Here is a 12,100-nt window from a genome sequence, read left to right on the forward strand (position 1 = left end):
GCATGCGGTAGGTCAACCGCAACACCCCAGGCGATGACGCTGCCCGTCAAAGGCATGACCTGGGCCACCTCATACGCCGCAGACCGCAGCCAGCGCGCCGGCATTGCCGCGCCTGTGCAGAGCACGGCACTGGAAACATGGAGATATTCGCAATGAGCAACGTGTTAACAGCCGCATCGCCGGCGATGGCACTGGCGCGTCGTGTGCGCCAGTTTGTCGACGAGCAGATCCTACCCCACGAAACTCGTCTGGCCGCGGAGAATGATGAAGCCAAGGCACTGACGCGGGAGCTGACGCAGTTGGCCAGGGCTTCAGGCGTGTTCGGCACGTTCTATCCGCAGGAGCATAACGGGCGACTCGCCAGCCTGGTTGATTACATCCAGGTGGCAGAGCAGGAAGGGCGTTCGGAATATGCGCCGGGCATTCTGGGTGCCGATGCAACACTCGATGCCCATATGCTCAAGCGCCACGCCAGCCCTGCTGTCAAGGAGCGTTTCCTCCAACCACTGGTGCGAGGTGAGGCCATTTCCAGCTACGCCATGTCGGAGCCGGAAAGCATCGGCTCGATTCCCGCGACGATGACCTGTCGGGCCGAACTGCGGGATGGGCGTTGGCATGTCAGCGGGCGCAAGTGGTTCATCTGCCGTTCCCAGGTCGCGAATTTCGCGACCGTGGTGGCACGCACCGCCGAAGGATCGGTGACACAGTCCCTCTCCATGATCGTGGTGCCGACCGATACTCCGGGGTTCGAAGTGGTGCGGCCGCTGTCTTTGCTCGGACGCTGGCAAGGCCAGGCCGAGCTGGCCTTGCATGACGTGCAGGTTCCACAGGATCACGTCTTGGGCCTGCCCGGCCAGGGCATCGCGCTGATGCAGGAGCGGTTGGGATTGGGGCGATTGCTGCGTTCGGCGCATTGGCTGGGCCAGGCGCAACGCTGCTTCGAGCTGATGTGCCAGCGCATTCACTCGCCCAAGGGCCAACTGGCAAGGCTGGCGGACAAACAGCTGGCACGGGCGCGGGTCTACAAGGTGTATCGCAGCATCGCCGCGGCACGGGGCCTGCTACTTGACGCCGCAGGCAAGTTCGATGCGGGCGTCAGCAACAGCATCGAAGTCAACCTGGCGAAACTGGCCGCGTCGGATGCCGTGAGCGAGGCTGCCGACAGCGCCATCCAGATCATGGGGGCCGAGGGGCTGGGCGAGTGGACACCGCTCGCCGGTATCTACCGGGGCGCCAAGACCACGCATATTCTGGACGGTGCCGACGATGCGCTGATCAGCACCATCGGTCGACAGTTGCTGGCAGCGACCGCGCCTGGCGCTCTGTTCGATCCAGCCTCCCCTTCCCTGCACATACCCAAGGCTGCGGAATGAACGCTGAAACCCAACGTCCTGCGTCGTTGGCGGGGCTGTCCGTGCTGCTGCTGATGGCGATGGGCATGCCGATGATGATCTTCTATGCCATCGGCATCCTCGGCCCGCATTTGATTGCCGACTTGGCGATCTCCCGCCAGCAGTTGGGCTGGCTGACCGCCAGCACCTTCGGACTCGCCGCCGTGCTGTCGCCCTGGGCAGGCACTCTGGTTCAGCGCATGGGGACTCGCGCGGGGCTGGTCAGCATGTTCCTGCTGGTGGGTTTGTCCTTCTCGCTGATGGCGATCCTGCCTGGATTCGGCGGACTGATCACGGCATTGCTGTTTTGCGGCATTGCCCAGTCATTGGCCAACCCGGCCACCAATCAGGCCATCGCTCATGGCGTACCCGTAGCCCGCAAAGCCGGTGTCGTCGGTCTGAAGCAATCAGGCGTCCAAGCCTCCGCATTGCTGGCCGGCGTGGCGCTGCCGCCCCTGGTGCTGCTGTGGGGATGGCGTGGCGCGCTGGCAACCTGGGTGCCCGTGGCATTGCTCATGGCCGCCTTGGTAAGCCGCTGGGTACCGGCCAAATCAGCGGCAGCGCCACGTCAGCCCCTGCGCGTGCGCGCACCCAATGCCTGGCTGTCGATGCTGATGGCCATTCAGCTTTGCGCCGGTCTGGCGCTGTCCTCATTCATGACCTTTCTCGGGGTCCATGCCGATCAAATGGGCGTATCGGCCAGCGCCATCGGAGCCATGGTCAGTTGCTTTGGCGTCATGGGGATTCTGTCCCGGGTGCTGCTGACGCCACTCGCCGACAAGCTGAAGGACGAAACCATTCTGCTCGGTGTGCTGTTCGTGCTCGCAGGCCTGGCGTTGGCGGTCATGCGCCAGGCCAACGCCCATCAGCACTGGCCACTCTGGCTGGGCGTGATGGGAATGGGCCTGAGCGTGGTCGCCAGCAATGCGATCGCCATGAGCATGCTGTTGCGCGATGAGCGATTTGGCGGAGCGGCCACCTCGGCGGGCATGCTGTCGGTTGGGTTCTTCGGCGGCTTCGCCCTTGGCCCGCCTGCATTCGGGTGGCTCCTGGCCCACTCGGAGGGCTTCGCAAGCGCCTGGCTGGGCCTGATCGGTATTTTGCTCGCAGGCGGCCTTCTGTGCCTGCTGTTGCTGTACATGCGCCATAGGCAATGACCCATGCAAGGAAAGAACCTCCAGCAAACTGCCATCCACGCGATCTTCAAGCGAATGGATGAAATTGCAGCGCAATGCGGCGATCGTTTCCCTTTGTTCCGTCCCGGCACCGCCGCACAATGGACGCTATCGAGAAGGGGCTCTTGGCTGGGTGGCTTCTGGGCCGGGCTATGGTGGCGGCGCGCCGCCTATACACGCGGTGCCGACGACCGTGCGCTGGCAGAAGCCTGGTCGGCACAACTTCAACTGTTGCTGCGTGAGCCATCGATCAATCGCAGTTTCGTTTTCTGGTATGGCGCGGCCATCGGTCACCAGAAATTCGGCAAGAACCATATGTCTCAGCAGCTTGCCGGTCATGCGGCCCTCGCCATCTCCGCGAGCTTTGACCCCGCCTTGGGTGGCTGGACGTCCGGTTCAGGCATGGGTGCCGGCGAACCTGGAACGCGCACGCTCAATGTCGACGCGCTGGCACCGACGCTGGCACTGCTGCAGGGTTATGGCGGTCCGAAAGGAAGCACGCAGGCGCACCAGCATTTGCAGACCTGCCTTCGCCACCTCGCAACCGACCACGGTGCCTGGCGAACCAATGTCGTTCTGGATGCCGGTGACGGCGTGCAGCAGGAAGAGGCCGGGAGCTGGCCGCGCGGGCAGGCCTGGGCCATGCTGGGCATGGCTGAAGCGGTTCGGCTGTACGGAGAAGCCTATCGGCATCCGGCTTTGCAGGCTTGCGCCTACTGGACCGAACGCTGGGGAGGCTCCCGCCAGAATGCAGAAATAACAGGGTCGCACGTCCCGCCGCAGGATCTATCCGCGCAAGTGATCTCGGCAATCGCCATGCTCAATCTGTCGCAGTTCATCCCGGGTCAGCATTGGCTGTACCAGCAGGCGCATACGCAAGTCTCTTCAGTACTTGATGCCAGTAACATCGCCGAGACGGGACAGTTTGTTGGTCATCTTTATCGTGTGGGCCCGGATGACGAACAATTGGTTGAGTCGGCCTGCGCGACCTTCTTCTTGCTTGAAAGCCTGCTTAGCCTGTAAAGCAGTTCAGCAATCTTGCCGCACCGCGGGATTCGCATCGCTGGCAAATGCGCTTGACGCTGGCCTCAACATTCCGGTGGTGGGTTTTACCGCATTCCCCGTACCCATGACGCGGCTCCAACTGTTTCACTAATTCGCGCTGTTGGTTCGCCAGCTGCGAGCCCGTGCGTCGCCACGTCAAGCGACACCCTTGCAGCTCCATCCGCCGCCACCCCTGGCGTAGCTGCGACTCGACGAATTTCCACGACGAGCTTCGGATCTTGCTGTTCTCCCTAGCGGGGCATCACATGCCCTGCCGGCCTGGATGCCCTATTTCCCACCGGAGCATCCATCTCTCATCCCGACCTATGGGCGACAACGCCTGCCCGTTTCTCCCAGATGGATGCTCCCTGACCTCCAGGAGCATAGAACCATGGGTATGGACGTTTTCGGACAATCCCCTGCCTCTGAACGCGGCGAATATTTCCGCAGCAACGTGTGGTGGTGGCATCCCTTGTGGGAGTACTGCGAACGCCTCGCCCCCGACCTCATCCCACAAAGCAACCTCGGCCATTTCAATGATGGCTGGGGTCTCGACGGCCCGGCCTCGCTCGAACTGGCCAACCGACTGGCCGCCGCGCTGGCGGCCGGCGAAGTGGAGCAGTACGCGCAGGATTACGCAGGCTTCCTCGCAGCGCTTCCCGATGAGCCTTGCACCATCTGTAGTGGCACAGGCAAGCGTGCAGAACCACCGCACCGTGGCCCAGGCACATGGCCATGCAACAGCTGCGAAAGCACTGGCCATAGGCCGCACTTCGCGACGCACTACCCGTTCTCGGCCGAGAACGTACGCGAGTTCGAAGCGTTCCTGCGGGATTGCGGAGGATTCAAGATCTGCTGAAGTCTGATCACTGCACGCGCGCGGAGTCTATTGCCGACTCCGCGCGTGTTGCAGCAAGGTCAGCCGGCCTGCGACTCAATCAGGTGAGGTGGCTGCCCGGCTCACCACCCTGCGGCTCACGGAAGCTGCTGGGCCAGCTTGTACCGGGTCGTTGGGCTGCAGTGACTTTCTGCTGAACGCGCGATGGAAACGTGTGCCTTACCGTTCCCGCGCAGTTGCCGGCATCAGTGATGGGTCAGAGGCATCTCAGCATCAGCCATGTCGAGGCCGATGAGCTTCAAGCGCTCCAGCAGATCAAGGAACATCTGCTCGCCCCCCAAGACCCGGGTAAACAGGGCGCACTGGCAGACTACAGCGTCGAGCAGCATGCACTGAGCCTCGATCGTACTGCACTCGGTCATGCCCGCCAGAATGAGTTCATACGCCTTTTCAGAGTAGATTCTGGTGTCCATATCCACCCTCCGTGGACGTGGTGATAACCACCACCTTGAGATTTTAGTGGTGGCGACCCGCAGGGGGAAAACCTGCCAGGTACAAGCACCTGCCCTATGGCTCGCCATGACATGTGATCTTCAAACGCACGTCTGGCGGCCCCTCTGGCACCAACGCACAGCCAGAGACAAACAATACAAATTCTCATTTAACGAGGCAATCATCGGTGTAAAGGGATATCACCCACACCGCATTGACGCTCGCGGAGGACAGGTCGTACCCGCTATTCAAAGGGTTCCAGCAAGGGAAGAAGGGAATGGGGCCTCAAGGGAAACGGGTCTATCCGGAAAAGGAAAAGGCCCCTCGCTTCAGCAACTCCAGGAGCCATCGATGCTTGCTCTGTTCCAACGAAAACGCTTCTCGCTGGCGACACTCCCTCCCCAAGCCGGAGACAAGGGCAAAGGGCTGATTCGACCGGAGTCGGCCGCCTCCCTGCTGTCCACCCCTCGTCGTCAACGCCTGCTGGAACACATCTGGCAGCGCACCTCGCTCTCACGCAAGCATTTCGCCTCGCTCTATCTGGCCCCCTTGCAACGCTATGCCGAGCTGGTTCAGCAATTTCCTGCCTCGGAAGCTCATCATCATGCGTATCCAGGAGGGATGCTGGATCATGGCCTGGAAATCGTCGCGTATGCGCTCAAGCTGCGGCAATCGTACCTGCTGCCCACCGGCACTACACCCGAGGACCAGGTAGTGCAGGCGGAAGCCTGGACCGCCGCCATGGCATACGCCGCACTGCTGCATGACATCGGCAAAGTCGCCGTCGATCTGCATGTCGAACATGCCGACGGCAGCGTTTGGCACCCCTGGCACGGCCCGCTGACCCACCCCTACCGATTCCGCTACCGGCAGGATCGCGAGTACCGGCTGCACAGCGCGGCCACGGGCTTGCTGTATCGACAGGTACTCGATGGCGAGATTCTCGACTGGCTCAGCACTTTTCCTCCGCTTTGGTCCGCACTGCTGTACGTCCTGGCTGGCCAGTACGAACACGCCGGCGTCCTCGGCGAGCTGGTGATGCAGGCCGACCGCGCCTCGGTCGCCCAAGCACTCGGCGGTGATCCCGCACGCGCTATGGCGGCCCCGAAACACGCGCTGCAGCGCAAGCTACTCGATGGTCTGCGCTACTTGCTGAAAGAAGAGCTGAAACTCAACCAGCCCCAGGCGTCGGACGGCTGGCTGACGCAGGACTCTCTGTGGCTCGTCAGCAAGACTGTTTCGGACAAACTGCGCGCGCACCTGCTGGCACAGGGCATCGATGGCATCCCCGCGAACAACACTGCCGTCTTCAACGTGTTGCAAGACCATGGCATGCTCCAGCCCACCCCTGACGGCAAGGCGATCTGGCGGGCGACGGTCACCAGCGAGGCCGGCTGGTCACACACATTCACCCTGCTACGGCTGGCCCCGGCCCTGATCTGGGAAGGTGACGATCGGCCAGAGTCGTTCACCGGCACCGTCGTGATAGAGGCGGAGCCCAGCGACACCCCCGCCGAACCATCCGCCACACCATCTGCCGATAGCGGTAACACCTCACCGGCGGCGAACGCCGCACCTGCACAACCTGCTGCCCCTGCGGCCGACAGCGTCGATGCCCTGCTGGCACTGCTCGGTGCCTCTGATACCGAACAGCCCCCACAGGGGCCGGAAGTTGAACCGTCACCAGCAACCTACGTCGATGAACCATCTGCACCTTCTCAAGAGAGCGATTCAACGTCACCACCGCCCCTTGTTCTTTCTTCCACCGCAGGGGGCGACAACTTGCGGGAACCACCCTCCGGCGAACATTTCATGGCCTGGCTGCGGCAGCGCATCCAAGGTCGCAAGCTCATCATCAATGACGCAAAGGCCCTGGTGCATACTGTGTCCGGCACAGCCTTTCTGGTCAGCCCGGGGGTGTTCCAACGCTACGCACAAGAACACCCGCACACAGCAGCATTCGCCAAGCAGGATCAGATGGCAGATTGGCAGTGGGTGCAAAAACGCTTCGAGAGACTGCAACTGCACCGCAAGCACGACAACGGCCAGAACATCTGGACATGCGACGTGACGGGGCCGCGCAAGTCGCGACGACTGCATGGCTATCTGCTGAATGACCCCCGCGATCTGTTCGAGGATGCGCCTCCCGATAACCCTTACCTGCAGCTCTCTCGCGCATCCTCCCCTTCCCCCTGATGGCACCGAGGACATCCAGCAGAATCGAGCCAGACGTGACTATCGTCTTGCAGGGCGAAGGTACGAATTTCGCCCGCTGAGGTGCTGTAGTCAGCCCCCGGGCGAGCAACGCCTGCGCCCAGTCAGCGATTTTTCTGGTTGACGGCCAGGCCGAGCCCGCCTGCAGCCGTGGCTACGACGACACCGATCGCAATCAGCGCCTTGCGGCGCCCCATATGCCTGGAGTGGACGTCCCGCAGTACGCGGACAGCAAGCTCGCGCTTACCATCACCCTGCAGAGGCGCGAAGCTCTGCACCATCTGCTCCATGGAGCTCCAGACCTCACGGTGCTGGTCGCTCTGCGCGAGCCAACGTGCCCAGGCCTGGCGGTCTTCCTCCGTCGCATCCTCGTCGCGCAACAACACATACCACCGTGCCGCCTGCTTCACGATGGCCTCCTTCGGAGAAGCGCGTCGGAACATGCTCAGGCCTCCTCAAGCAACAAACACCTATCCACCGATGCCGCCAGTGTACCCATATCGCCTGGTAGTACGACTGCTTTATTCGACACTGCTTCTCATTTACAATCAAGCGCCACTTCCCCCTCGCACACAGCGCCCACCGAGTGCATCGTGTCTTTCGATCCTGCCAAACCGACACTGCTGTCCACTCTCACTCGCCACTACGAGGATCTCGTCGAACAAGTCCGCCGGCGCTTCGGCGACCGCAACCTGGCACGCGAGGTGGTTCACGACGTCTGCGTGCAGGTACTCGAACGCGGCGAGAAGGAAGGCGTACGCACGCCGCTGGCGCTTTTGCGCAAGATTTCCCATGACACCGCGCTGAGCCGCTACCGTAGCGACCGGCGCCGCCAGTCCTGGATCGTCGCCTCGTCGGAGCTGCCGGATGTCGCCTGCGGGGCCGCGCAGCCGGCGCGTCAGTACGAGGCCGGGAGGGAGTTCGAGCTATTGGTGGAAGCCATCGCAGAACTACCGCCGCGTTGCCAGATGGTCTTCGTCATGCACAAGATCCACGAACTGCCGCAGACGGAGGTTGCCGCGCGTCTGGACATTTCCCTGAAGACGGTGGAGAAGCACCTGCGCCTGGGCCTGGCGGCTTGCCGGGAGCGCCTGGGCCGCTGTGAGGTAGCACGATGAGCCGCACGACGCCTGGCGAACGCCCCGCCACCCCGGAAGAAGACGCCCTGGCGCGCCACCGTGAGGAATTGCAGAAGCGCTTCCCACTGCCGGAGCTCGGTTCCAAGCCGCGCAAACGGAGCAAGGCCCTGGGTGCTGTCCTGCTGGTCACGGCCATCGCTGGCGGGCTGGCCTGGCTCGACCCGGCCTATCAGCGCGAGCAGCGCAGCACCGCCGTCGGCGAACGACAGCCTGTGGAGCTGGCTGATGGCAGCCGCCTGTTGCTGGACAGCGACAGCCGTATCGAAATCACCTGGCACCTGTTGAGTCGACGCGTCGCACTGCAGCGCGGACAGGCGCTGTTCGATATCGCGCCGGCAAGCTACCGGCCGTTCCTGGTGGACGCTGGCACCACCCGCGTCAAGGTGCTGGGCACCCTGTTCAATGTCCGCCGGCTGGAGGGCGACGTACGTGTGACCCTGGCCCGCGGCAAGGTCGAGGTCGAAGCCCATGGCGATCCGCGCCAGCGCCTGCAGCTCGCCCCCGGACAACAGGTGGACTCACGCCAGGGCGTCCTGCAGGAGGTCGTCGCCGCCGATACCGAGGCGACTTTCGCCTGGAAGGAGAGCCGCCTGGTGTTCGAACGCACGCCGCTGAGCGAAGCGCTGGCTCTGCTCCAGCACTACCGTAGCGCGCCGATCCGGCTGGAGGACCCCGACCTCGGAGCGCTGCCGATCACCGGGGTGTTCGACAGCGACCGCGTGGACGACCTACTGAGCCTGCTGCCGAACATCCTGCCGGTGGGTCTGCATCACGAGGTCGACGGCAGCGTGCGGGTTGTCGGCAGGCCGGAAAAATAATTTCGCCCGCGGGTAGGGTTTCGGGTTTCTCGTGGCGGCTTGCTGTAAAAGCCAATCACAAAGGAAATCGATATATGCCCCCTTCCTACCGGCAGCGCGGCCTGCGCCTGTCTATGCTCACCTGCGGTCTGCTCCTCGCCCTGTCGGCCCAGGGTCAGGACAAGGTCAACCTGGATCTGCCAGCCACCAGCCTGGACAAGGCGGTCAACGATCTGGCACAGCAGGCGTCCGTGCAGATCATCTTCGCCAGCGACGCTGGTGCAGGCCAGCAGACCCCCGCATTGAAAGGCCACTACACGCCCCAGGAGGCGCTCCAGCAGTTGCTGCAACACAGCGGCCTGGAGGTCAGAATGCAAGACCAACGCACCTTCCTGATCGTCCCTGCCCAACCTGAAACGGCCACCATCGTGCCATCCGTCAGCGATAGTCCGATGGAGTTGGCCCCCCTGGAAGTCACCGTATCGCGCACCAGCAGCGAACTGGTATCGGCCACCCGGCAGACTGTCGTCATCGAGCACGCCCAACTGGAAGAACTGCGCCAAGGCTCCGACAGTCTCGCCACGATCCTGGCCAAGGTAGTGCCGGGTATGGCCGACTCCAGCCGAACCATAACCGACTATGGGCAAACCCTGCGCGGACGCAACATGCTGGTACTGGTGGACGGCGTCCCCCTGAACACCAACCGCGATTCGGCGCGCAACCTGGCGAACATCGACCCGGCGCAGATAGAACGTGTCGAGGTGCTGCGCGGCAGCAACGCGATCTATGGTGCCGGTGCCACCGGCGGCATCGTTTCGCTGACCACCCGGCCGGCCGGCGGCGAGTCGCGCGCGACGACCAGCCTGACCGCCACCACACCGCTGACCCGGCTGGGCTCGGACGGTCTCGGTGGACAACTCCAGCACTATGTCGCCGGTTCCAGGGAACGGATCGACTACGCCTTCGACTTCGGGGCCAGGCACATCGGTGCGTCCTACGACGCCAACGGACACCGCATTGCCCCTGAGCCAAGCCAGGGCGACCTCTTCGACTCGAACGCCTACAACATCGGCGGCAAGCTCAGCCTGCGCCTCGACGAGAACCAGCGTATCCAGCTCTCGGCCAGCCACTACGACGCCAAGCAGGACACCGACTACGCCTCCGATCCCTCGGTTACCGCACTGCCGCCCGGCTCGGTGCCGGCCAAGCCACTCAAGGGGCTGTCGCTGGACAAGCAGAATCGCATCCAGAACACCCTGGTCAACCTCGACTATGAGCATCAGGATCTGCTCGGCAGTCTGCTCTCGGCGCAGCTCTATTATCGCGACTACTTCACCCGCTTCACTCCGTTCGATGCCCGCGCAGTCGCCACGCGCGGTGGCAACGTCGACCAGGTGACCCAGAATACCGAGGTATTCGGCAGCCGCCTTACACTGCGCACGCCGTTGGGTGACAGCGGCAGCACCGAGCTGCTTTGGGGTGGAGACTTCAACCAGGAGCGCAGCGACATGCCCCTGGACGTGTTCGACCCGAATGCCTACGACGCCAGCGGTGGCCGGGTATTCGACAAGATCGGCAAGCTGACCTACATGCCGCCGCTGACTACCCGCAGCGCGGGTGCCTTCGCCCAACTACAGCATCGCTTCAACGAGCAGTGGTCGGTGGATGGCGGCCTGCGCTACGAGTACTCGACCGCGGAGTTCGACGACTTCGTCCCGCTCTCCGAATCCCGAGCGACCGACCCCGCCACGGTAAGCGGCGGCAAGGTCAGCTACGACGCCGTGCTGGCGAACATCGGCGTGGCCTACTCGCCTGTGCTCGGACAGGAGCTCTATGCCTCCTTCAGCCAGGGCTTCCAGTTGCCGGACATGGGTATACAGCTGCGCAACGCACGCAGGGGCTTCGACATCGACTCCTCGGATCTGGAGCCGGTGAAAACCAACAACTACGAGCTCGGCTGGCGCGGTGACGTCGGCAGCAACACGCTCGGTTCGCTGGCGCTGTTCTACACCACCTCGAAACTGGGTGACGTGCAGAGCTTCAACAACGGCCTGGTCCTGACACGAACCAAGGAGCGCATCTATGGCGTCGAAGGCAGCGTCGACTGGTTGACCGACGACGAGACTTGGGGAGCCGGTGGCACCCTGACCTGGATGCGCGGGCGCGAGAAGCCCGACGGTGGGGACTGGCAGGACATGACGGGTTACCGCGTCGCGCCGATGAAATTGACCGCCTACGCGCAGTACAAACCGAGCGCAGAGTGGAGCAATCGGCTGCAGGTCACCTTCTTCGATTCGGACGATTACCGTCTCAACGGCGTCGACAGCTTCGGCCGGCACAAGGTCAGCGGCTATACCACGGTGGATCTGATCAGCCAGTACCGCCTGAGTGACAACGATCAGATCAGCGTGGGCATCCAGAATCTGTTCAACCGCGACTACTACCCGCTCTACAGTCAGCTACTGCGCAATAACAACAACACGAGCCACCTACCTGCGGCCGGGACGGTTCTGACAACGACCTACACGCACAATTGGTGATACCGCTGCCGTGAGACGCAGCAAGGGTGCTGATGCGTTCAGCTCATCAGCACCCTCTACGTGGACGGTCGCGGGTAATCGCTTTTTCCCTCAGCTACCGACCTTGCACGCGCTGCTACCGTTTTCTACCGCTACTGTTCTTTGCGCTACCGTCAAAGGCTTCGCGATTCTACCTTCTCGGATCGCCTCAAGGTGCTCGGCACTCATCACGTCATAACGCCATAGGGTCATAGAATCTTTGCGGCAGTACGTGAAGCTGAATGGGTATCTGGTTTCAACAACCCGGGCGTCGGTGACACCATTCTTGTCCAGTTCCTTGTTCGCCCATTTCGAAAAGTCTGGGGGAGCTGCTCCAGCGATAGTGGGTATCAGCATGGTCGCCATAAGGGCTGCTTTCAAAATACTCAAACTCGACTCCTTCTCGTGTAGTAGCCGACGATTCCCAACTCCCTAAATTCACATAGAGGGAT

11 protein-coding genes are annotated in these 12,100 nt (G+C 62.7%); 8 read left to right on the top strand and 3 right to left on the bottom strand.

The window, feature by feature from the left end; all coding sequences use genetic code 11:
- Positions 1-152 precede the first annotated feature (152 nt).
- The 4 genes from L1F06_RS13105 to L1F06_RS13120 all read left to right on the top strand — a co-directional run bounded on the left by L1F06_RS13105 (position 153) and on the right by L1F06_RS13120 (position 4,469).
- Positions 153-1,373, top strand: coding sequence for an acyl-CoA dehydrogenase family protein (locus L1F06_RS13105; RefSeq protein WP_065985194.1), 1,221 nt, complete (start codon positions 153-155; stop codon positions 1,371-1,373).
- Positions 1,370-2,548 (top strand): MFS transporter, encoded by a 1,179-nt coding sequence (locus tag L1F06_RS13110; RefSeq protein ID WP_065985193.1) that lies wholly within the window; start codon positions 1,370-1,372, stop codon positions 2,546-2,548. The genes L1F06_RS13105 and L1F06_RS13110 overlap by 4 nt, the downstream gene beginning before the upstream one ends.
- Positions 2,549-2,551: 3 nt before the next feature.
- Positions 2,552-3,589: a hypothetical protein gene (locus L1F06_RS13115; protein ID WP_065985192.1), complete on the top strand. Its 1,038-nt coding sequence runs from the start codon at positions 2,552-2,554 to the stop codon at positions 3,587-3,589.
- A 412-nt stretch (positions 3,590-4,001) separates the two neighbouring features.
- Positions 4,002-4,469, top strand: coding sequence for a hypothetical protein (locus L1F06_RS13120; RefSeq protein ID WP_065985191.1), 468 nt, complete (start codon positions 4,002-4,004; stop codon positions 4,467-4,469).
- 224 nt (positions 4,470-4,693) lie between these two features.
- On the opposite strand, the gene L1F06_RS13125 is transcribed toward L1F06_RS13120, so the two are convergent.
- A complete protein-coding gene (locus L1F06_RS13125) occupies positions 4,694-4,921 on the bottom strand; it encodes a hypothetical protein (protein ID WP_065985190.1) in 228 nt (75 codons plus the stop codon).
- 370 nt (positions 4,922-5,291) lie between these two features.
- On the opposite strand from L1F06_RS13125, the gene mobH reads away from it, so the two are divergent.
- Positions 5,292-7,136, top strand: a complete 1,845-nt coding sequence (gene mobH / locus L1F06_RS13130; protein ID WP_065985189.1) for a MobH family relaxase — start codon at positions 5,292-5,294, stop codon at positions 7,134-7,136.
- A gap of 122 nt (positions 7,137-7,258) precedes the next feature.
- Here the strand turns inward: mobH and L1F06_RS13135 are convergent, their stop codons facing one another.
- Positions 7,259-7,597 (bottom strand): DUF4880 domain-containing protein, encoded by a 339-nt coding sequence (locus tag L1F06_RS13135; protein WP_065985188.1) that lies wholly within the window; start codon positions 7,595-7,597, stop codon positions 7,259-7,261.
- A gap of 150 nt (positions 7,598-7,747) precedes the next feature.
- Here L1F06_RS13135 and L1F06_RS13140 point away from each other — a divergent pair, with 150 nt between their 5' ends.
- The 3 genes from L1F06_RS13140 (at position 7,748) to L1F06_RS13150 (ending at position 11,630) form a co-directional block, all read left to right on the top strand.
- Positions 7,748-8,272 carry an RNA polymerase sigma factor gene (locus tag L1F06_RS13140; protein ID WP_065985187.1) on the top strand — a complete coding sequence of 175 codons (525 nt, stop codon included), beginning with the start codon at positions 7,748-7,750 and terminating at the stop codon, positions 8,270-8,272.
- Entirely contained in the window at positions 8,269-9,111 is an 843-nt protein-coding gene (locus L1F06_RS13145) for a FecR family protein (RefSeq protein ID WP_065985186.1), read from the top strand. Before L1F06_RS13140 ends, L1F06_RS13145 begins: the two co-directional genes overlap by 4 nt.
- A gap of 74 nt (positions 9,112-9,185) precedes the next feature.
- On the top strand, positions 9,186-11,630 hold the full coding sequence (locus L1F06_RS13150) for a TonB-dependent receptor (protein ID WP_065985185.1): 2,445 nt from the start codon (positions 9,186-9,188) through the stop codon (positions 11,628-11,630).
- Between the two features lie 90 nt (positions 11,631-11,720).
- Here the strand turns inward: L1F06_RS13150 and L1F06_RS13155 are convergent, their stop codons facing one another.
- Positions 11,721-12,038 (bottom strand): hypothetical protein, encoded by a 318-nt coding sequence (locus tag L1F06_RS13155; protein ID WP_129482346.1) that lies wholly within the window; start codon positions 12,036-12,038, stop codon positions 11,721-11,723.
- Positions 12,039-12,100: the final 62 nt, after the last annotated feature.

The sequence above is a fragment of the Pseudomonas hydrolytica genome, from assembly GCF_021495345.1.
Classification (GTDB): domain Bacteria; phylum Pseudomonadota; class Gammaproteobacteria; order Pseudomonadales; family Pseudomonadaceae; genus Aquipseudomonas; species Aquipseudomonas hydrolytica.

Excerpts from the sequence above, each read along its gene's own strand:
- L1F06_RS13145 (WP_065985186.1), top strand. The coding sequence starts at position 8,269 with ATGAGCCGCACGACGCCTGGCGAACGCCCCGCCACCCCGGAAGAAGAC.
- L1F06_RS13125 (WP_065985190.1), bottom strand. The coding sequence starts at position 4,921 with ATGGACACCAGAATCTACTCTGAAAAGGCGTATGAACTCATTCTGGCG.
- L1F06_RS13150 (WP_065985185.1), top strand. The coding sequence starts at position 9,186 with ATGCCCCCTTCCTACCGGCAGCGCGGCCTGCGCCTGTCTATGCTCACC.
- L1F06_RS13120 (WP_065985191.1), top strand. The coding sequence starts at position 4,002 with ATGGGTATGGACGTTTTCGGACAATCCCCTGCCTCTGAACGCGGCGAA.
- L1F06_RS13105 (WP_065985194.1), top strand. The coding sequence starts at position 153 with ATGAGCAACGTGTTAACAGCCGCATCGCCGGCGATGGCACTGGCGCGT.
- L1F06_RS13135 (WP_065985188.1), bottom strand. The coding sequence starts at position 7,597 with ATGTTCCGACGCGCTTCTCCGAAGGAGGCCATCGTGAAGCAGGCGGCA.
- L1F06_RS13115 (WP_065985192.1), top strand. The coding sequence starts at position 2,552 with ATGCAAGGAAAGAACCTCCAGCAAACTGCCATCCACGCGATCTTCAAG.
- L1F06_RS13110 (WP_065985193.1), top strand. The coding sequence starts at position 1,370 with ATGAACGCTGAAACCCAACGTCCTGCGTCGTTGGCGGGGCTGTCCGTG.
- mobH (WP_065985189.1), top strand. The coding sequence starts at position 5,292 with ATGCTTGCTCTGTTCCAACGAAAACGCTTCTCGCTGGCGACACTCCCT.